The 20,265-nt window shown below is 70.4% G+C and carries 18 protein-coding genes; 6 read left to right on the top strand and 12 right to left on the bottom strand.

The annotated features are described in order from the left end of the window. Positions 1–14: 14 nt before the first annotated feature. Positions 15–1,211 carry a hypothetical protein gene (locus tag AAFX79_13400; protein MEO1009553.1) on the bottom strand — a complete coding sequence of 399 codons (1,197 nt, stop codon included), beginning with the start codon at positions 1,209–1,211 and terminating at the stop codon, positions 15–17. 83 nt (positions 1,212–1,294) lie between these two features. Here AAFX79_13400 and AAFX79_13395 point away from each other — a divergent pair, with 83 nt between their 5' ends. Continuing rightward, positions 1,295–2,014, top strand: coding sequence for an RluA family pseudouridine synthase (locus AAFX79_13395; protein ID MEO1009552.1), 720 nt, complete (start codon positions 1,295–1,297; stop codon positions 2,012–2,014). A 36-nt stretch (positions 2,015–2,050) separates the two neighbouring features. Here AAFX79_13395 and AAFX79_13390 read toward each other — a convergent pair whose 3' ends face one another. The 8 genes from AAFX79_13390 to AAFX79_13355 all read right to left on the bottom strand — a co-directional run bounded on the left by AAFX79_13390 (position 2,051) and on the right by AAFX79_13355 (position 9,371). Next, positions 2,051–2,554: a GAF domain-containing protein gene (locus AAFX79_13390; protein ID MEO1009551.1), complete on the bottom strand. Its 504-nt coding sequence runs from the start codon at positions 2,552–2,554 to the stop codon at positions 2,051–2,053. Positions 2,555–2,559: 5 nt separating this feature from the next. Then, positions 2,560–2,805: a 30S ribosomal protein S18 gene (rpsR, locus tag AAFX79_13385; GenBank protein ID MEO1009550.1), complete on the bottom strand. Its 246-nt coding sequence runs from the start codon at positions 2,803–2,805 to the stop codon at positions 2,560–2,562. An 82-nt stretch (positions 2,806–2,887) separates the two neighbouring features. After that, positions 2,888–3,553 (bottom strand): MauE/DoxX family redox-associated membrane protein, encoded by a 666-nt coding sequence (locus AAFX79_13380; protein ID MEO1009549.1) that lies wholly within the window; start codon positions 3,551–3,553, stop codon positions 2,888–2,890. Beyond that, positions 3,550–4,194 carry a rhodanese-like domain-containing protein gene (locus AAFX79_13375; GenBank protein ID MEO1009548.1) on the bottom strand — a complete coding sequence of 215 codons (645 nt, stop codon included), beginning with the start codon at positions 4,192–4,194 and terminating at the stop codon, positions 3,550–3,552. Before AAFX79_13375 ends, AAFX79_13380 begins: the two co-directional genes overlap by 4 nt. A 3-nt stretch (positions 4,195–4,197) precedes the next feature. After that, positions 4,198–5,349 carry a DUF1573 domain-containing protein gene (locus tag AAFX79_13370; protein MEO1009547.1) on the bottom strand — a complete coding sequence of 384 codons (1,152 nt, stop codon included), beginning with the start codon at positions 5,347–5,349 and terminating at the stop codon, positions 4,198–4,200. A 279-nt stretch (positions 5,350–5,628) separates the two neighbouring features. Then, a complete protein-coding gene (locus AAFX79_13365) occupies positions 5,629–6,885 on the bottom strand; it encodes a Glu/Leu/Phe/Val dehydrogenase (GenBank protein MEO1009546.1) in 1,257 nt (418 codons plus the stop codon). A gap of 154 nt (positions 6,886–7,039) precedes the next feature. Further along, positions 7,040–8,131, bottom strand: coding sequence for a GC-type dockerin domain-anchored protein (locus AAFX79_13360; protein ID MEO1009545.1), 1,092 nt, complete (start codon positions 8,129–8,131; stop codon positions 7,040–7,042). 124 nt (positions 8,132–8,255) lie between these two features. Next, on the bottom strand, positions 8,256–9,371 hold the full coding sequence (locus AAFX79_13355; protein MEO1009544.1) for a tRNA-dihydrouridine synthase: 1,116 nt from the start codon (positions 9,369–9,371) through the stop codon (positions 8,256–8,258). 153 nt (positions 9,372–9,524) lie between these two features. Between AAFX79_13355 and AAFX79_13350 the strand changes: the two genes are divergently transcribed. Further along, on the top strand, positions 9,525–10,148 hold the full coding sequence (locus AAFX79_13350) for a hypothetical protein (GenBank protein ID MEO1009543.1): 624 nt from the start codon (positions 9,525–9,527) through the stop codon (positions 10,146–10,148). On the opposite strand, the gene hutI is transcribed toward AAFX79_13350, so the two are convergent. Both hutI and AAFX79_13340 read right to left on the bottom strand, forming a co-directional pair. Then, entirely contained in the window at positions 10,145–11,350 is a 1,206-nt protein-coding gene (gene hutI, locus AAFX79_13345) for an imidazolonepropionase (GenBank protein ID MEO1009542.1), read from the bottom strand. The genes AAFX79_13350 and hutI overlap by 4 nt on opposite strands. Beyond that, complete coding sequence (locus tag AAFX79_13340) at positions 11,350–12,264, bottom strand: formimidoylglutamase (protein ID MEO1009541.1); 915 nt, start codon at positions 12,262–12,264, stop codon at positions 11,350–11,352. Before AAFX79_13340 ends, hutI begins: the two co-directional genes overlap by 1 nt. A gap of 124 nt (positions 12,265–12,388) precedes the next feature. Here AAFX79_13340 and AAFX79_13335 point away from each other — a divergent pair, with 124 nt between their 5' ends. Together AAFX79_13335 and AAFX79_13330 are read left to right on the top strand one after the other, a co-directional pair. Then, on the top strand, positions 12,389–13,906 hold the full coding sequence (locus AAFX79_13335) for a pyridoxal-dependent decarboxylase (GenBank protein MEO1009540.1): 1,518 nt from the start codon (positions 12,389–12,391) through the stop codon (positions 13,904–13,906). A 179-nt stretch (positions 13,907–14,085) separates the two neighbouring features. Further along, positions 14,086–17,148, top strand: a complete 3,063-nt coding sequence (locus tag AAFX79_13330; protein ID MEO1009539.1) for a GC-type dockerin domain-anchored protein — start codon at positions 14,086–14,088, stop codon at positions 17,146–17,148. A 96-nt stretch (positions 17,149–17,244) separates the two neighbouring features. On the opposite strand, the gene AAFX79_13325 is transcribed toward AAFX79_13330, so the two are convergent. Further along, positions 17,245–18,009, bottom strand: a complete 765-nt coding sequence (locus tag AAFX79_13325) for an SPOR domain-containing protein (protein ID MEO1009538.1) — start codon at positions 18,007–18,009, stop codon at positions 17,245–17,247. Positions 18,010–18,072: 63 nt separating this feature from the next. Between AAFX79_13325 and AAFX79_13320 the strand changes: the two genes are divergently transcribed. Together AAFX79_13320 and fsa are read left to right on the top strand one after the other, a co-directional pair. Then, entirely contained in the window at positions 18,073–19,569 is a 1,497-nt protein-coding gene (locus AAFX79_13320) for an AMP-binding protein (protein ID MEO1009537.1), read from the top strand. Between the two features lie 43 nt (positions 19,570–19,612). Further along, the gene (fsa, locus tag AAFX79_13315) at positions 19,613–20,257 is read left to right on the top strand and encodes a fructose-6-phosphate aldolase (GenBank protein MEO1009536.1); all 645 of its coding nucleotides are present in this window, start codon (positions 19,613–19,615) and stop codon (positions 20,255–20,257) included. Positions 20,258–20,265: the final 8 nt, after the last annotated feature.

Genomic DNA, 20,265 nt, shown 5'->3' with positions numbered 1-20,265 from the left:
CCCGCACCCGCGTGCTAATCGTCGGCGGTACCGCCCTCTGCGGTCGCCCGGAGGCGTGCCCGGATGGCGTCGGCGTCCACGCGAGCGATCCACACCTGGCTCGTTGGCCGGCTATCGCCCTCGCCCAGCGGGCCCCGCTGCGCCGTCCACAGCAGGTATTCGCCGTCGGGGCTGAACACCGGCAGCACGTCGGCGCCGGGTGCCTCGGTCACCCGCACCGGCTCCCCGCCCTCGGCGCTGATGGCGAACACCTCGTAGTTGCGGTGGCCGATCTGGCTCGATGCGTAGACCAGGAAGTCGCCGTCGGGATGCCAGAACGGCGCCCAATTGACGTGCCGGTTGTCCGTCAGCTGCGTCTCGCGGCGGATGCCGACGGGCACGCCGTCTTCGTTCAGCTCCAGCTCGGCCACGAACAGCTGCAGCAGGTTGGTGCCCTCGCGGTCCGACCGATAGCAGATCTTCGTGCCATCGGGCGAGAAGAACGGACCGCCGTCGTAGCCCTCGGCGACCACGAGGGGGTAGTGCGCGCCCGTCTCGGTGTCGTACGACCAGAGGTCCGCGTCCGGGCGACCGATCTTCGCGCTCTTCTCGTCGTCCACCTGCGCGTACAGGATGGTGCGGCCATCGGGCGACCACGACGCCTCGGCGGTGTAGCCCGGCTTCTCGAAGACGATCGACGTGATCGCCGGCCGCCGCGCATCGAAGTCCGCCTCGCCCTCGACGATCGGCGACGAGAGCGATCCGCTGACGATCTCCATCTCGCTGGGGAACGACCATGCGTAGCGGCCCGTGCCGCGCTGATAGCCCGGAACCTTGTCCGCCGACGGCGGCGCGATCGTCGAGCCGAACAGCACCATGTTGGGCTGCGTCGGGTGGAACCAGCCGCAGGTGTTGGCGCTCAGCCCCGTGCTGACGCGGATCGGCTTCTCCAGGCCCGTGATCGCGCCCCCGGCGTCGCGGGCCAACTCGGCCACGAACATCTCATAGTGGGGGCTCGGCAACTCGCCGGCATCGGGCACGGGCGTGGCCTGGAAGATGAGCCAATTCATCCACGGATCGAAATAGGCCTCGCCCGCGCGGGTGAACATCTCGCGGCTGGTCAACTGCACGTGATCGGTCAGGATCGCCGCCTCGGCCTCCCGCCAGTCCGAGGCCGTTGCCGCGTCCGGCTGGCCCGGTTGGGCCAACGCCCCGGCCGCGAGTCCGCACATCGCCGAGAGAGCCGCGATCGGCCCCGAAGCCCGAACCACTCGTTGAGACCGTGTCGCAATCATGCGGGAGTATATCGTCAGGCGTGCCCGACGAACCCGCGACGCCGCCCGCAGCCGAGGAAGCCCCAGCGCCGCCGGCGAGCATCCCGCCCGCGGCCAGCCCCGCCCCCACCCGCGACATCCGGATTGTCGGGGATACGGGCCGCTTCGTCGTCGTCGACAAGCCGGCCGGCCTGCTCTCGGTGCCGGGCCGCGGCGAGCACAAGGCCGATTGCGTCCGCAGCCGCGTCAAGGCCCGCTACCACCGCGCCGACGGCCCCATGACGGTCCATCGGCTCGACCAGGACACCTCGGGCCTGATCGTCGTCGCCCTCGACGCCGCCGCCCATCGCTCCATGTCAAAGGTCTTCGAGTTCCGTCGCGTCACCAAGCGATACGTCGCGTTGCTCGACGGCGAGCTGGCCTCCCACGCCGGCACCATCGACCTGCCCCTCAGGATCGACTGGCCCAACCGCCCCCGGCACATCGTGGCCGACGACGGTCGCGACTCGGTCACCCGCTACCGGGTGCTACGCACCGAGAACGGCCGCACCCGCGTCGAATTCACGCCGGTCACCGGCCGGGGCCACCAGCTCCGCGTGCACGCCGCCGACCATCGCGGACTGGGCGTGCCCATCCTGGGCGATCCCCTGTACGGCGATCCCGCCGCGCACCCCAGGCTCTGCCTGCACGCTTGGTCGCTGGAGTTCCAGGACCCCTGGACGCACGAGCTGCTCTACTTCGAGGCCCAGCCCGAGTTCTGAGGGCAAGAGGCACGCGAATTCCGGCACGCGCGTCAGCTAGATGATGCGCACCGCGGGCGCTCCGCCGTGCGTCAGCCCGGCGGAGCGAAGCGCGCGGTGCAGCTCCGCCGCGTCCCGCTCGCCGAAGACGCCGCGCGAGAAGCTATCGAGGTCCAGCACGCCCCAGGCCTCGCCGGCATCGTCCAGCACGGGGATGACTAGCTCGGCCAGGTCCCGGGGGTCGCACGCGACGTAGCCCTCCCCCAGATTCGCGACGTCGGTCACGACCAGCGTCATCCGCTCCGCATAGCTCTGCCCGCAGGCGCCATGCAGCCCGATGGGTGAGCACGCCGGCTTGTCCCGCCGCGGGCCCAGCACCATCTGCGTGCAATCTTTGGGATCGGGCATGTAGAAGCCCAGCCACGAGACGTCCGCGTTGCGCAGGGCGTCCCAGGCCGCATCGACGAACAGCTGCATCCGCGCATCGCGATCGCCACCGAAGCGTTCGCACGCCTCGAGAAGACCCGCGTAGTTTCTGGTTGGGGCGGCCGCCTCGCCCACGAGGCCTACAGCGTCGCCGACGTGTACGGCAGCAGGCCCATGAAGCGGGCCCGCTTGATCGCCTGGGCAATCATCGCCTGCTCCTTGGCGGTCGTGCTCAGCCGCTTGCGGCCGTAGATCTTGCCGTTGGGGCTCATCATCCGGCGGAGGTTGTCCACGTCCTTCCAGTCGACATAGGTCACGCCCTTGCCGGAGGTGTGGATGACCGACTTCTTGTTGGGGCCGCCGCCGAAGCGAGAAAACCTGCTCATGCTCGTCCTTCCGTCGTGGTCTTGGGCGCCCGGCCTCGGTGGCGGGGCGCGACGGTTTGATGCGTCCGGGATCCCGCGGGCGCTAATCCCAGCGGGGCCGTCCACCGGGGTCATCCCCGGCGGGCGGAGATGATAGCGGGGTCGTGCTCGCCGGGGCCAGCGGCACCTCGACTGCGCGAGCCGGCGGCGGCGCGGGCCGGTCCCCAAAATCCGGAGCCTCGGGCGCCCCGGCCGGCCCCGCGTCGTCCTCGGGCTTCCCGCCCGATCCGTGGAGCAGCCCATCGATCGACGCCGGCCCGCCGCCGCGCACGACCGCGAACAGGCACAGCGCCGCCAGCACGCCGTTCCGCCACAGGTGGCAGCTGCCCACCACGTCGCCGCAGGGCCAGCTGAAGTCTCCGAAGCACCCGCACTGCACCGACCGGCCGCCGGCCAGCACGTCGGCCACCGCCCAGATGAACACGCCCATCGCCGCCAGCAGCACGAATCCCGCCGCACGGGTCCTAAAGCCGATCAGCAGCAGCACCGCGCAGATGGCCTCGGTCCACGGCACCGCGAAGGTCGACAGCCGCAGCACGTGGTCGTGGGCCCCCTCCTCGAGTATGCCGAAGGCCTTGATCGACTCGGCGAACGCCTGCGCCGCCTGCGGGTTCTGCAGCTTCATGTACGCCGCAAAGCCAAACACGCCCGCGAGGAACACCCGCACCAGCATCGTGAGGCCGATGTCGAAGCGCCGCCACGCGCTCACGGCCCGCCCTCCGGCATCTCCACCGGGTGACCCGCCTCGGCCCAGGCCGGGAAGCCCTCGTGCATGATGTAGATGTCGGTGAAGCCGTTCTGCTGCAGCCGCAGCGCCACGTTCTCGGAGGCGTCGCACTCGCCGCCGTCGCAGTACACGATGATGGGCAGCTCGGGCGAGAGCCCCGCGAGCACCCCGAACGCGCTGCCGTCGATGAAGTTGCGGGTCTCGAGCTGGTACGAGCCCTCGACCCAGCCGATCTCCCGCTCGCGGTCGGTCCGGGCATCGATGAAGTCGTAGCCCTCGTCCCACAACTCGCGGGCGCGGGCGATCGACACGTAGTAGTCGGGCAGGTCGGCGTCCCCGTCGGCGCCCGCGACGTCCGCCGCCGGTCCCGGACCGCCCTCGACCCGATCACCCTCGATCGGATCCGTGGGGTCGGCCACTTCGCTGCCCGAGTCGCCGCCCGAGTCGCCGCCCGGCTGCGACGCGCCATCGCCGGCCGGCGGACGCGCGGCGGCCCGGCCCTGCGCCCGCGCTTCGGCGAGGGCCGCGGCGGGATCGGTCGTGATCTCCCAGATCATCGAATGCGCGACGGCCGCGCCCAGCGACACGAGCACGATGATCGCGACCCAGCCGACGAAGCGCATCCGCTACTGGCCCGTGGCGGCCCGAACGCGGCCGACGTAGGGCATCTTGATCTCTTCCTCGAGTGCCACGTCGGTGCGGATCACGATGCTGCCCCGTACGCGACCACCGGCCTCCTGCGCCGGCACCTGCAGCGTCAGCCGGTAGGCATCGCTGGGCTTGGCCTTGTCGGCCTCGGTGGCGGCGGGATCGGGGTTGGCCGGCACGATCTCGTACTCGATCGGGAAGGGGTTGAGGCCCGCCGGATCCAGCGGGTGCATCTCGACGCCCACGACCCGGAAGGGCTGGCCCTTGGCGTTGGTGATCTCGATGGTCTCGGTCACGCCCTCGCCGGCCCGCAGCACGCCCAGCTGCATCCGCGTGGGGCTGATGACGACGTCGCCCTTGACCTCCGCGGTCAGGCCGACGTTGACGATGCGGCGGCGCTGCTCGTTGGTGCGGATCACCGCCATGGCCTGCGCGCGCCCGGGGGGCGCGTCGGCCTTGAGCGACACGATGATGTCGGTCCGCTGCGAGATCGTGCCGTCCTCGTTCTCGATCTGCATCGGATCGAGGATCTCGGTCTCGAAGTACTTCGAACCCTCGCCCACGATCGTGATCGTGTGGGCCTCGAAGTCCGAGGTCATGCCCGTGATCGAGATCATCGCGTCCTTGCGCGCCTTCTTGGCGACGCTGCCCATGTTCACCGACGCGGGCTCGACCGCCACGAGTGCCTGGATGTTCGCGCGCACCTTCACGACGACCACCGAGTTCTCGCGGTCGTTGGTGCGGAGCGTCACCGATTGCTCCTGCTGGCCGGGCCGCTTGCCGATGGGGTTGAAGCCGATCTCTAGCTCGAAGCTCTCGCCGGGGGCGAGCGGGCCGTCTGGCGGCTCCGCCGCGGTGCAGCCGCAGGTCGTCCGGACGTTCACGATCTCGAGCGGCGCGTCGCCCGCGTTGCGGAACACGATGGCTCGCGTGACCTCTTCGGTATCGAGGATGCGGCCGAAATCCAGCACCTGCGACTCGATCTCGAACTTCGGCGCGGGCTCGGCCACGCCGTCCTGCACCTCACGCTGCTGGGCCGACGACTGCGCGGACGCCGTCGCGCCGGCCAGTCCGACGAGCAACACGGGCAGGGCGGTTAGGAGGGCAACGCGTGGTCGGGCATGGGCCATGTCGGTATCCCCTTGGGCTTGGGTCTCTCGCGGGACTGTCGGCACCGCTCAGGATCGGTCGTCTCTCGCTCGGCCATCCACGGCGATCCGGCCTGGACGTCTCCGGTCCGCTCGGGCGGCTTCGCTGGGCTCGGACACCCATAAACGATACCACAATCCCGGGCCGGATGGCAGCCAAAGACGCCACATCCCTAGAGACGTCGAACCCCGCTATCCGTCACGATCGGAACCGCAGATCCGAGGGAAAACCAAGCAAACGCAGAACGCCCGCCCGGGAAACTACGTCCCGAACAGCTTCTCGGTCCCCGTGGCCTCCATCGCCTCGGCCAGGCGGTCCAGGGCGTGCACGTAGCAGGCGGTCCGCATCGGCAGGTCCTTGTCCTCGGCCAGGTCGTACACGGCGTTGAACTCGCGGACCATGATCTCGCGGAGCCGCTCGTGCACCGTGTCCTCGGTCCAGTAGTAGCCGCTCTGGTTCTGCGTCCACTCGAAGTAGCTCACGGTCACGCCGCCGGCATTGGCGAGGATGTCGGGCACCACGAGGCTGCCGGCCTTGTGCAAGATCTTGTCGGCGTCGCCGGTCAGCGGGCCGTTGGCCAGCTCGATGAGCGTCCCGGCGCGCACGCGGCCGGCGTTGTCCTTGGTGATGACGTTCTCCAGGGCCGCCGGCACCAGCACGTCGACGTCCAGCTCGAGCAGGTCCTCGTTGGAGATCGACTCGCCCGCGTCGGGCAGCCGGCCCGAATCGAGCTTGGTCTGGATGGTGCTCTGGACGTCCAGGCCGTCCTTGGCGTGGATGCCGCCCCTCGAATCGCTGACCGCGACGATCCGGTAGCCGTCGTTGCCCGCGAGCGTGGCGAAGTGCTGCCCCGCGTTGCCGAAGCCCTGGATCGCGACGGTCACGTCCTCGGGCGTCCAGCCGCGCTTCTCCTCGAGGTCCTTGAGGATGTAGTACCCCCCGCGGGCCGTGGCGTCGCCGCGGCCGACCGAGCCGCCCCGCGGCACCGGCTTGCCCGTGATCACGCCGGGGAAGTGGCCCCGCTTGATGGTGTTGTACTCGTCCATCATCCACGCCATGGTGGTGGGGTTGGTGTACACGTCGGGCGCGGGCACGTCGATGTCCGGGCCGATGACGTCGGCAAGCCCCCGCACGAAGCCGCGGCTGAGCCGCTCGAGCTCGGCCTGGCTGAGCTTCTTGGGATCGACGATGACGCCGCCCTTGCCGCCGCCCAGCGGGATGCCCACCGTGGCGCACTTGAAGGTCATCCAGAACGCCAGCGCCCGCACCTCGCCGGCGTCGACGTCGGGGTGGAAGCGGATGCCGCCCTTGGCGGGCCCGCGGACGGTGTTGTAGCGGCAGCGATAGCCCGTGAAGACCTCGAGCGAGCCGTCGTCCTTGCGGACGGGGATGGCCACCTCGGTGAACAGCTCGGCCTGGCGGAGCCGCGCCACCGTCTCGGGGTGGGCCCTGGAGTGCGAGGCGGCTTCTTCGAGCCGGGGGAGCGCCTGATCTACGAATACGTCGCCGCCGGACATACGCGAGCTCCTGCTTGGGGGCCGTACGGATCGAAAGAAGCCGAGCGTAGCCCGGCCACGGCGCACAAAAAAAGCGGGCCCCAAGGGCCCGCCGTGCGTTCATCGGTGCGAGGCGAACACCCCGTCACCGTCGAGATGCTGGTTCCTGCGGCGCTTACGGGCAGCCGGCGTCGAACTCGTTCTGGAACTCGAGGAAGTCGAAGATGGTCAGGACGCCGTCGCCGTCGAAGTCGGCACCCAGATCGCCCGCGTCAAAGAGGTTCTGGAAGCCGAGGAAGTCGAAGATGGTCAGCGAGCCATCGCCGTCGATGTCGGCGCGGCAGTCGGCGTCACAGGGGACGCCATCGCCCTCGATGGCGAACGCCTGCACGAAGTCGTTCGGATCGGCCTGGTTCATGAAGATCGCGGTGACGGTAGTGCCGTCGCTGATCACGTCCATGCCGCCCGGGATGAAGCCAACGGTGCCATCGGGCGAACTCGAGATGGCCTCAAAGATCCGGCCCGTGAGCGCACCGGTGTCGGGGTCCCATTCCTGGGCCCGCACGTTGGGGATGCTGACCAGCGGGTCCACGGTCAGGTCGATGTAGTCGTTAAACCACACCGTGCCGTTGACCGGGTCGTAGCCGGCGCCATAAGTGCTGAAGCCCGGGTCCAGGAACAGGTCGACGAAGACGCCGTCGCGATCGAAGACCTCGATCTCGCCGCCGAAGCTCTTGGTGTAGAAGACCTCGCGATCGGGGTCCCACGCCAGCGCGCGGACGGTGCCCGCCGCGTCGGTTTCGATGACCGTCGTCTGCGTCAGGTCCAGGCGCTCGGTCGAGGGGTCGTAGCGGTACTCGACGAGTTCGCCGCCCTCGGAGCCGAAGAACAGGGCGTTCTCGGACTCGATGGCCTCGCCGTCCCGGCCGCCCCACAGCGGCGAAGCGGTCTCCTGGAGGTACATGTCGACGAGGTTGAAGTCCTCATCGAGCTGGTAGATCATCTGGACGTCGCCGCCGTCGATGTTGCGGCCGCTGATCCAGTAGAAGCCCCACGCGAACTCGACGCCGAGGCAGGTGCGGTCGCCGGTGATGGTGTCCACGTCGATCGGGCAGCCGACCGAATCGCCGATGGCCGAGAAGCCGCCGCTGGTGCGGGGCTGGTTGTCCGGCAGCAGCCAGGCCTCGTTGTCGGTCTGGGCGAGGCTGGCGCCGGCGGCGAGGCCGACAATCGAGGCGAGCATTCCACAGCGATTGATGTTCGTCATCACAACTCTCCATGCCGGCTTCGCGGATGCGTGATTCGGGGAGGGAGGCGGCCGTCCCCCCCAAGGGAACAGCCGGCGTCGCGTTCCGGCGTATTTCTCGGCCCAGTGTACCGAAAACCGGGCGCTAGGAGAAGGCCTTCTGTAGCGCGGGAACCCCACGATGTGCACGAGGGGCCCCAGAACCACGCCGGAGGGCCCGCCGAACGTCCGATATTGTCCCTGCCAGCCGCACCGACTCCTTCAAGTCCTTGCAGCGACCGCCGTTGATCCGCTTGCCGAACCAGCTGATGCGGCGGCGGATCTGGGTCATCGCGAAGTGCTCGCCTCGGTATCGCACCATGAGATCGAAGAATCGTTCCACGATCGCCAGCTTCTCGGCGTCGCTGGGCTCGGGCGGCACGCGGCCCATGGTCTGGAGGGTCCAGGCATCGCGGAAGATCCAGGGCGTGCTCAGCGCCCCGCGGCCGATCATGACGCCATCGCAGCCCGTGTCCTCGAGCATGGCGATGGCGTGGCGGGGCTCGCGGACGTCGCCGTTGCCGATGACCGGTACGTCGGGGGACGCGGACTTCACGGCCTCGACGACGCGGCGGATCTCGTCGCGGCGGCAGGCGCCCGAGAACTTCATCTCGGTGGTCCGACCGTGCACGGTGATGGCTGACACGCCCACGCCGACGAGCCGCACCGCGAGGTCCCCGGCAACCCCGTTGCGGCAGTCGGCCTCGCTCCAGCCCAGCCGCATCTTGGCGGTCAGGGGCACGCCGTCGGGCAGGGCGGTGCGAACGGCCTCGGCGATGCGGATCGCTCGTTCTGGGTCGCACATCAGCTTGCTGCCGCCGTCCTTCTTGCACACCTTGTCGACCGGGCAGCCCATGTTGATGTCGACGATGGTTGCGCCGTGATCGGCCGCCCATCGGGCGCCCTGGGCCATGATCGCCGGATCCGCGCCGTAGAGCTGCATGCCCACCGGCGAGTCCTCGGCGTTGGTGCGGGCCAGGTCGAGCGAGGTGGCCGTCCCCCGCAGCAGGCCCTGGGGGCTGAGCAGGTCCGTGCACGCCAGGCCCACGCCGCCCTGCTCGCGGCAGATCAGGCGGAAGGCCAGGTCGCAGTAGTTGGCGATGGGTGCGAGCAGCAGGTTGGTCGACAGCCGCACTCCGCCGATGACCAGCGGCCTGCCGATGGCGGAGGCGCGGGCCGCTCCGGTCGTGGGTGAGGGGCATGGCTCTGTGGCGGCCGGCATGGCGAATCCTAACGCGGCGCAGAGCAGACTCGATCCGGGCGTAGCGTGTGCGCCGGGGTAGGCCCGCCGGATTCACTCCGGCGAGGCCGCAAAGAAGCGGGTGTGCGGCCGGCAGGCCGCTACGGAGCGCTCCAAGATGTTCTAGCGTTCGCCATGGTGTTCCCGATCACCGATCCCACGCAGGATCCCCGCATCGCCCCCGAGCTGCGCGACGACGAGCGGGTGCTGTGGGCCGACCGACCCGTGCCGCGGGCCTTCAACAAGGCGACCGTGTCGGCCGTGCTGTTCTCCATTCCCTTCACCGGCTTCGCGGTATTCTGGATCGCCGGGGCGGCGGGGCTCATCGGCGGGATGGGCGGCCCCGGCCAGGGCGGTCCCGGCCCCAGCGGCGGCGTCATGGGGACGGTGTTTCCGCTGTTCGGCCTGCCGTTCGTGCTGGTCGGGCTCGGCATGATGTCCACGCCGATCTGGTATCGCCGGAGGCTCAAGAAGTCGCTGTACGCCATTACAGATCGCCGCGCGATCATCTGGCAGGGCGCGGTGTTCGGGGGCACGCAGGTGTCGAGCCACTGGGCCAAGGACCTCGCCGTGCTCGAGCGCCGCCAGCGGTCCGACGGCTCGGGCGACCTGGTCTTCGAGCGCCGCGAGAAGCGCTGGCGGGACGGCGACGGCGACGCCCGCCGCTCCGTGCAGGAGGTCGGCTTCATGAGCGTGCCCAACGTCCGCGAGGTGGAACGGGCATTGCACGACCACCTCATCGATCCGCACGCACGCTAGATCGGCGTTCCGGCTACCCACACCCGCTCGACGGCATCGCCGCCAAACGTGTGCGCTAGCTCGCGTTCGCTCGTGTACCGGAGCAGCACCGCATCCGCCCGGGCGCCCGGCACCAGCCTTCCGGCATCATCGAAGCCGAGCAGCGCCGCGGGCGTCCGCGTCGCGGCGATGATCGCCTCCTCGGGCGTCATGGGCGGAGTGCCATTGAAGCGGCAGGCGAGGGCGATGGCCGTGGGCATGCCGGGGCAGGGTGCGCTGCCGGGGTTGTAGTTGGTGGCGATGGCGAGCCGGCCGTCGGCGTCCAGGAAGGTCCGCGCGTCCGCGTAGCGGCGGTCGACGTGGAAGCCGCTGCAGGGCAGCATCACGCCGAAGGTGTTGCTCTTCGCGAGCGTCCGCAGCCCGCTGGCGCTGGTGGCCTCCAGGTGGTCCACGCTCAGGAAGCCGCGCTCGATGGCGGCCTGGGTCATGCCCTGCGCGTGGAACTGGTCGGCGTGCACGCGGCACGGGTGGCCCGCGGCGTGCGCGGCCTCGAAGAGTTCGATGCACTCCTCGATCGTCCATGCGCCCCGCTCGCAGTACGCGTCGACGGCGACGCCCGGGAACTCCGCGATGACGGCGGGCAGCGTCTCGTCGATGGTCGTGCGGATGAACCGCTCGCGGGGCGCGTCGGGGTCGAGGGCGTGGCCGATGCAGGCAGTGGGGACGACGCGGCCCGGCCAGCGTTCGCCGGCGTCCGTGATGGCGTGGAGCATCTTCAACTCGTCGGCGGTGGCCAGCCCGTAGCCCGACTTGACCTCGACGGCGGCGGTGCCCAGTCGCAGCATCGTGCCCAGCCGTTCCAGGAGATCGTCGGCGAGCTGCTGCTGCGACGCGGCGCGCACCGCGCGGACGGTGCTCATGATGCCGCCACCGGCCTCGAGCAGTTCGAGGTAGTCCGCGCCCGCGCACCGCAGGCACCACTCGTCGACGCGGTCGCCCGCCCAGCAGGCGTGCGTGTGGCAGTCGACGAAGGCGGGCATGAGCACCCGGCCGCCGGCGTCGAGGTCGGCCGGCGACGACGGATCGCCCGGGCGGACCTCCGCCACGCGGTCGTCGTCGAAGCGGACCCAGCCGCGGCCGACGATGCCCAGCGGCCCATCGCCGAGGCTCGGGTCGAGCGTGAGGATGCGGGCGTTGGCGATGGTGGTGGTCGCCGGCGCCATCAGGCAAGACCCTTCGTGCGGCGCTCGCTGCGCCCCTGGAGGAAGGCCAGGAGCAACCGTGCGGCGACGCGGGCGGTCCGGTCGGCGTCGTCGTGGGCCGGGCACAGCTCCATGACGTCGAAGCACCGGATGTTGGCGTTGCCAGCCGCTTCGCGCAGCCAGGGAACGAGCGCGGATGGCTGCAAGCCCGCGGCGTTGGCCGCGCTCACGCCGGGCGCCGCGGATGCATCGAGCACGTCGAGATCCAGGCTCACGAAGAACGGCTCGGACGGCAGCCGCGCGTGCCCGCGATCGACGACGCCGCCGTGCGACGTGAACCAGTCGTGGTGCTCGCGGGTGTTGGCCACCGGATCAAACCCGTAGATATGCAGCGTCCGCACGCCGCAGTCCTCGAGCAAGCGCCGGAACGGCATGCCAGAGCCCGGTGTCTCGCGGACGTCCAGATGGGGATCGAGGTAGTGGCCGCTCAGCGGGCGTTCCGCTTCCGGCAGCCCATGCATGACGCCCCGCACGAACGCGAAGGTCAGGTCGTGCCCGCCGCCGAGGCCGATGGGAAAGAATCCGGCGCGGACGAGCGCCTCGGCGGCCTCACTGATGCGGCGGTGGGTCTCGTCGAGATCGTCACCCGCGGGCAGCACATCGCCCGCGTCGAAGACCTGGGGCCAATCGAAGCCCGCGGGGTCGGCCACGCCCATCCGCGACAAGGCCCGCCGGATCGCGCTCGGGCCTTCCCGCGCCCCGGGCCGGCCGTTGTTGAGCCGCACCCCCGTGTCGTCGGGCATGCCCAGGATCGCGATCGGCTGCCGATCGGAGGGCCCGGGCGCGTAGGCCTCGATCGGCCGGAGACGCTCGGAGAACCGGCCGTCGTGCGGCACGATGGGCTGCTCGGGCGGCGTGGCATGGGGCACGTCCATCGGCGGCTCCCGTCGCGTGGGCGACCATCGGGGAACTCCGCAGCGTACGGCCCGGCGGCGTCGCGCGAATACCCTCTTCCCGATTCGACCGGTTCCCGGAAACGACGCACACCCAAGGAGTTGCATGCACCACCCAGGCCAGGCGGACGCCCGCCCGCAGCTCGGCGACGCGCAGATCGCCGAGGTGCTGCGCGCCGCGGCGGATCTCGCATCGGAGTACCTCGCGCGGTCGGCGGACGGCGACGAGCCCGTGACGGCCAACCCGGCGCCGAGCGCCATCCGCCAGCGGATCCCGCTGGCGCTCGGCGAGGCGGCGGGCGTCGACGACCTGATGGCCCAGGCGCGGGACCTGCTCGATCTCTCGGTCCGCACCGGCAGCGTCCACTTCTCCAACCAGCTCTTCAGCGGATTCGATCCCATCGCGATCGTCGGCGAGTGGCTTGCGGCGGTCATGAACGCCTCGATGTACACCTACGAAGTGGCGCCGGCGATGACGCTCGTCGAGCGGGAGGTCATCGCACGCATGGGCCGAGCGGCGGGCTTCGAGCACGCCGAGGGGCTGTTCACGCCGGGGGGGAGCCTGTCGAATCTCATGGCCATGCTGCTCGCGCGGCAGCACCGCTTCCCGGATTCCAAGCGGCGGGGCACCGCCGGCCGGCGGCCGGTCGTATTCGCGTCGGCCGAATCGCACTACTCGGTCGAGCGAGCCGCGGTGATCCTCGGGCTGGGCCGCGAGGCGGTCGTCGGCGTGCCCACCGACGGCTTCGGCCGGATGCGGATGGATGCGCTCGAGCACGCGGTCGCGAGGTCCGAGGCCGATGGCGACGAGCCCTTCCTGGTCGTCGCGACGGCGGGCACGACCGTGCTGGGCGGCTACGACCCGATCGACCAGGCCGCGGACATCGCCGAGAGGCACGGCCTGTGGCTGCACGTGGACGGCGCCTACGGCGCGAGCGCCCTGCTCAGCGAGCGGCGGCGCGGCCTGATGGCGGGCATCGAGCGGGCCGACTCGCTGACCTGGTGCGCCCACAAGATGCTCAACGTGCCGCTGTCGGCCTCGGTCATCCTCGTGAAGAAGCCCGGGCTGCTGCACCGGTGCAACGCGGTGCACGCCGAGTACCTCTACCACGCCGACAACGACGAGCCCGACCTGGACACCGGCGAGATGAGCATCCAGTGCGGCCGCCGGGTGGACGCCCTCAAGGTCTGGCTCGCCTGGAAGGCTCGGGGCGACGCCGGCATGGCCGACATCGTCGACCGCAAGTTCGAACTGGCGGCCGCGATGCGGCGGCTGGTCTCCGAGCGGGATCGCTTCGAGCTGCTTTCGGACAGCGACGCCGCCGGCGGGGGCTGCAACACCTGCTTCGTGTACCACGCCGAGTCGCTCGACGGGCTGCCGCCCGATGCCAAGCTGCGGGCGCTCGATGCCGGCACGCACGTGCTCCGCGAGCGGGTGCGGCTGCGGGGCCGGGTGCTGACCAACTACGCCCCGGTGTTCGGCGTGCGTGCGTTCCGGCACATCGCCTCGAACGACCGCGCGACCGAGGCCGATCTCGCGCTGGTGCTCGACGAGATCGAGGCGGTGGCGGCGGAGACCGACCTGCGGCCGCTTGCCGGGCCGGCGACCCGATCAGCGTCCTGATAACCCACGGGTGACTCGGGCATCCCGCGACGTTTTCGCGGGATTCCGTCCCGCGGGACGTTGCGCCACGGGGGCATCGCCTGTATGCTGGACCGGAGGCGGGTGGAGAGCCCGCCGCTTTACTCATTGAGAACGCTCAACCAAGAGCCCAACCAAGAGATTGAGAAGGAGTTGAGGCGATGGGATGCACCAAGCGTCCGAGGGCGTTGACCCTCGCTGCCGGGCTCGCCGCAGGCCTGCTGGCCAGCACCGCGATGGCCACCCCCGAGTGCCCCGCGGACTTCGATGGCGACGGCGAGCTGACGATCTTCGACTTCCTGGCCTTCCAGAACGCCTTCGATGCGGGCGACCTGGCGGCGGACTTCGACGGCGATGGCTCGCTGACGATCTTCGACTTCCTGGAATTCCAGAACCAGTTCGACGCGGGTTGCCCCGTAGATGGCATCCTCGAGGCCGAACTGGCGTCGATCGCGGTGCCGGGCTTCCCGTTCACGACCTTTGTTGACGCGTTCAACACCGGCTCCACGGTGCGGGTCGCGGTCGACACCGGGCAGTTCCCCGGCGTCGCGGGCGCGACCACCGACGTGTACATCGTCGCCAACCGGACCGCGGCCGAGTGGGACGCCGACCCGAGCCTGACCGACGTCCGCGGCTCGGCCCAGGAGGTGACCTTCCCGGGCGGCGACATCCAGAGCAACACCTTCCCGCTCACCGGCTCGACGACGCTGGCCGGCCCGGCCGACGAGGACATCGCCCAGGCCTACGACCTCGTGGTCGACGTGGACCGCGACGGCCAGCTGGGCGCGGGCGACCTGATCGACGGCCTGACCAGCGACCTCGGGGCCGACCTGGGCGGCTTCGCGATCTTCAAGAATCTCAACGACCTGGGCCCGTTCGCCACGGCTCCGACCCTGGACTACGCCGTCAGCTGGCCCGGCATCATCGCCAGCCGCAACCGCCAGACGGTGGTGTACCCGGCCAACATCGCCGATCTGCCCCCGCTGCCGATGGTGCTCATCAGCCACGGCAACGGCCACGACTACCGCTGGTACGACTTCATCCAGCAGCACCTGGCCTCGCACGGCTTCATCGTCGTGACCAACCAGAACGACACCGTGCCGGGCATCGAGACCGCCTCGACCACGACCTACCTGCACACCGACGCCTTCCTGGGGTCACTGGACACCATCGGCGGCGGCGTGCTGCAGGGCGAGGTCGACTCCAGCCGCATCATGTGGATCGGCCACAGCCGCGGCGGCGAGGGTGTCGCCCGCGCCTACACCCGCGTGCGTGATGGCCTGGTCAGCACCGTCAACTACGACTCCGACGACGTGCTGCTGGTCTCGAGCATCGCGCCCAACAACTCGCTGGGCAGCTCGCAGACCAAGCCCGAGCTGGTGAACTACCACCTGCTGTGGGGCTCGGCCGACGGCGACATCTCGGGCGCGCCCTTCGCAGGCGTGCACTCGTTTGCCATCCACGATCGCGCCTTCGGCAACCGCTACTCGACCTACGTCCACGGCGCCGACCACAACGACTTCAACTGCTGCGGCTTCAACGACTTCTCGGGGCCGCCGAGCACCGAGATCGGCCGCGCCGAGGCCCAGCGGGTCATGAACTCGGTGTACCTGGTGCTCGCCAAGCTGCACGCCGAGGAGAGCGTTGGCGGCCGCATGGGCCTGGAGTACCTCTGGCGGCAGGCCGAGGCGCTCGAGTCGCTGGGCGTGTCGCAGTCGACCACGGTGGTCCGCGAGTACCGCGAGAGCACCGATAGCGACGACTTCTACATCGACGACTTCCAGGAGAACCCGGCCGTCGGCGTCAGCAGCTCGGGCGGCACCGTCACGCTGACGGTCGAGAACGCCGCCGAGGTGCTGCAGACCGATACCGACGGTGCCTACACGTGGACGGGCAGCCAGGCCAGCAACGGCATGACCCGCGCTACGGGCGGCGACGACTCCCGCGGCCTGGTCTTCGACTGGAACGCCGACAGCTTCATCGAGTTCGAGGTGATCGCGGCCGAGGCCGACTTCTCGAACGACGAGTTCCTGTCGTTCCGCGCCGCGCAGGGCACCCGCCACCCGCGGACCACCGCCGAGCTGCGGGACCTGACCTTCAGCGTCACGCTCATCGACGGCGACGGCACCGAGAGCACCATCCAGACCGGCGTCTTCTCCGGCGGCATCGAGGAGCCCTACCAGCGGACCGGCTCGGGCTCTGGCGCCGGCTGGCAGAACGAGTACGAGACCGTCCGCATCCGCCTGACCGACTTCCTGCACAATGACAGCGGGCTGGACCTCGGTGGCATCTCGGCCGTCCGCTTCGACTTTGGCCCCTCGCACGGCTCGGCAACGGGCCGGCTGGGCATCGACGACATCTACGTCAACAACAACCGTCCGCCGCTGGGCATCGACTTCGAGGTGCCCACGTTCATCCCCGGGCTGGTCGATCCCGACACGCCGCTCGACATCCAGGTCGAGATCGACGTGAAGGACGGCGAGGAGCTCGTCGCCGGCTCGCCCGCGCTGCTCTACAGCTTCGACGGCGCACCGTTCACCAGCGTCGCGCTGACCGACGCTGGAGGCGGCCTGTTCGACGGCACCATCCCGGCCGCACCCTGCGGCACCGACGTCGAGTTCTACGTCCAGGCCGAGGGCACCGTCTCGGGCGTGGTGACCTTCCCGCCGACGGCGCCGGCGGACACCTTCGGCTACGAGGTCGTCGCCAAGAGCTTCATCGTCGATCTCGACTTCGAGACGTCGCCGGGCTGGACGGTCGACAGCATCGCGTTGACCGACGGTGCGTGGGACCGGGGCGTGCCCGCCGCCGGTGGCCGCGGCGATCCCTTCGCCGACTTCGACGGCTCGGGCCAGTGCTGGCTGACCGACAACGTCGCGGGCAACAGCGACGTCGACGGCGGCCCGACCATCCTCACTTCGCCGGTGTTCGACCTCGCGGGCGACGCCGGGGCCCAGCTCAGCTACGCCCGCTGGTTCACCAACGACGACGCGGACATCGACCGCCTCGACGTCGAGGTCTCCAACGATGGCGGCTCCACCTGGGTCACCATCGAGAGCGTGCCCGACACCGTCGGCTGGGTGCAGCAGCGCTGGACCATCGAGGACTTCGTCCCGCTGACCAGCACCATGCAGTTCCGCTTCCTGGCCACCGACAACCCCAATGACTCGGTGACCGAGGCGGCCGTCGACACCTTCCAGATCTTCACGCTCGGCTGCCCGTAGCGCGTCGATCGAACTCGGGGAGGAGTGCAAAGGGGCCCGCATCACGCGGGCCCCTTCCTTGTTGGTGCGGCTCGCGTCCCGGTGCGTGCCGGACGCTCAGGAGGCGCCGACGACGATCGACTCGCCGCCCAGCAGCCGCCGGGCCCGGTTGGCGTCGTCCTCGGTGCGGAAGCGGCCGATGCGGACGTGGTACAGCGGCCGCCGGCTCGTGCCGCCCGGCTCGACCCGCGGGTCGCCGAAGCCCGACGCCCGGGCCGACGCCCGCAGCTCGGCCGCCCGCTGCTGCGCGCGATGGCGGGTGCTGTACGCGCCCACCTGCACCGCGAAGCCGCCCCCCGAGGCCCGGCCGCCCGCGTCGGCCAGGCCCGCGGCCCGGGTGCGGAGGCGGTCGGCGTCGTCGGGCCGGCCCGCTCGCTCGTAGGCGTCGGCGGCGACGCGGGCGGCGTCCCGGGCGGCCGTGCCCCGCATCCGCAGGCTGGCCGAATCCAGCGCTTCGGCGGCCTGCAGCGTGCGGCCGCGTCGGAGGTCGATGAGCGCCAGGCCGGCCGACGCGTGGGCGGCCATGGTGGCATCGCCGCCGCGTGCGATGGGCCCGAGCCAGGCCCGCGCCTCGGCGTCGTTGCCCAGGGCCTCGTGCGCGAGCCCGGTAGTCAGCGCCGCCTCGTTGGTGCTGCCGGGCGAGCCGGCCGCCGCCCGCGCGCCCGAGATGGCGGCGTGGTAGCGGCCCCCGGCGTAGGCATCCCGGTAGCCCGAGCCCGGCGTGGCGGTGCAGCCCGCGGCGACGGCTATCGTCCCGGCGATGATCCCGAGCGAAACGCGGAAGCCCAGGCGGCGGCTATAAGTTAGTGACTGGTATACCATCGTCGATCCATCCGGGGCTGGCGTGGGGTCTGCTCCGCGGTTCGGGGAACGAGGGGGCGTGTCGTGAGCATCCAGTGGAGGCTGTGCCGGTCGCTGTTCAAGTACCGCAAGCGGCGGCTCATCACCGACGACCGCCGGTCGTACACGGGCGGCAAGGTGCTGGGCGCCAGCCTGTTCGTGGCCTCCGAGGTCGAGCGGCGGTGCACGTCGGAGACCGTGGGCGTGCTGCTGCCCACCGGCGGCGGGTTCCCGATCGCGGCCCTGGCGGGCTGGATGCTGGGCAAGGTCGTGGTCCCCCTCAACTACCTGCTCAAGCGCGACGAGCTGCAGTACGTTATCGACCACAGCGGGGTGGACACCATCATCACCGCCGGCCCGATGCTCGAGCACCTGGGGTATCGGCCGGAGTGCAAGAACCTGCTCATGCTCGAGGAGGTCTCTTTCAGCGGCATCCCCGAGCTGCGCTGGCCCGCGACCGCCCGCGACGACGATCTGGCGGTCGTGCTCTACACCTCGGGCACCAGCGGGCGGCCCAAGGGCGTGATGCTCAGCCACGGCAACCTGCTGGCCAACGTCCGGCAGGTGGATTCCTTCGTGGGCTTCGCGAGGCACGAGCACACCTTCATGAGCGTGCTGCCGCAGTTCCACAGCTTCGGGCTGACCGTCATGACCCTCGTGCCGCTGCTGCTGGGCCAGCACGTGGTGTACACCGCCCGCTTCGTGCCGCAGCAGATCGTGCGGCTGTTCCGCGAGCACAAGCCCACGGTCATGGTCGCCATCCCATCTATGTACGGGGCGTTGCTGTCGGTGAAGGGCGCCACGCCCGAGGACTTCGAGCAGCTGGAATTCATCGTCTCGGGCGGCGAGCCCCTGCCCGCCGACGTCTGCCATCGCTTCCGCGAGCGGTTCGGCCTGACGATCCACGAGGGCTACGGCCTGACCGAGACCAGCCCCGTGACGCACTGGTGCCGCCCGAGCGAGTGGCTCTCGGGCAGCGTGGGCCGGCCGCTGCCGGACGTCACCCAGCGGATCGTGGACACCGAGACCGGGAGGGACGCCGCCCCGGGCGAGCCCGGCGAGATCCGCGTCCAGGGGCCCAACGTCATGCAGGGCTACTACAAGGACCCCGAGGCGACCGCCAGGGTCTTCGACGAGCGGGGCTACTTCCGCACGGGCGACATCGGCCGGCTCGACGAGCAGGGGCGGCTGCTGATCACCGGCCGCCTGAAGGAGATGATGATCGTCGGCGGCGAGAACGTCTTCCCCCGCGAGATCGAGGAGGTGCTCAACCGCCACCCGAGTGTCCACGCCAGCGGGGCCTCGAGCCGCCCCGACCCGGTGCGGGGCGAGGAGATCATCGCCTTCGTCGAGCCCGAGGAGGGCGAGGACATCGACACCAAGGAACTCCGCCGCTGGTGCGGCCAGCATCTGGCGGGCTACAAGGTGCCCCGCGACATCCGCACGCTGGAGAAGCTGCCGCGGAACCCCACGGGCAAGATCATGCGGCGGGAACTCAAGGCCATGCTGGAGCGCGAGGCGCAGGCTACCGTGCCGGCCTGACGGGCCCCGCGGCGGGGCCCAGCGTCCGCCAGCGAGGTCACCCGTGGAACTCTACATCGATACAGCCAGCCTCGAGGACATCCGCAAGGCCCACGACATGGGCGTGCTCGACGGCGTGACCACCAACCCCTCGCTCATCGCCAAGGAGGGCGTGGACTACGGCCAGCGGCTCGAGGAGATCTGCAAGATCGTTGCGGGACCGGTGTCGGCCGAGGTCATCGCCACCGACACCGAGGGCATGCTCGCCGAGGGCCGCGAGCGGGCGCAGATCGCCGGCAACATCGTGGTCAAGCTGCCCAGCACCACCGAGGGCCTGCGGGCGTGCAAGGCCCTGAGCGACGAGGGCGTCCGCACCAACCTGACGCTGTGCTTCCAGCCGCTGCAGGCGCTGATGGTCGCCAAGGCGGGGGCCTTCCTGGTCAGCCCGTTCATCGGGCGGCTCGACGACATCGGCGAGGACGGCATGGAGCTGATCGCCAAGATCCGCCAGATCTACGACAACTACGGCTTTGCGACCAAGGTGCTGGCCGCCTCCATCCGCCACCCCAACCACATGCTGCAGTGCGCGCTGGCGGGGGCCGACGTGGCCACCGTGCCGCTGGGCGTTATCGAGAAGATGATGGCCCATCCGCTGACCGACATCGGTCTCGAGCGCTTCCTGGCGGACTACAAGAAGGCCTTCGCCTGACCGCCACC

It is taken from the genome of Planctomycetota bacterium (genome assembly GCA_039819165.1).
Classification (GTDB): domain Bacteria; phylum Planctomycetota; class Phycisphaerae; order Phycisphaerales; family UBA1924; genus JAHCJI01.
This window is presented reverse-complemented; position numbering and strand designations above follow the sequence as displayed.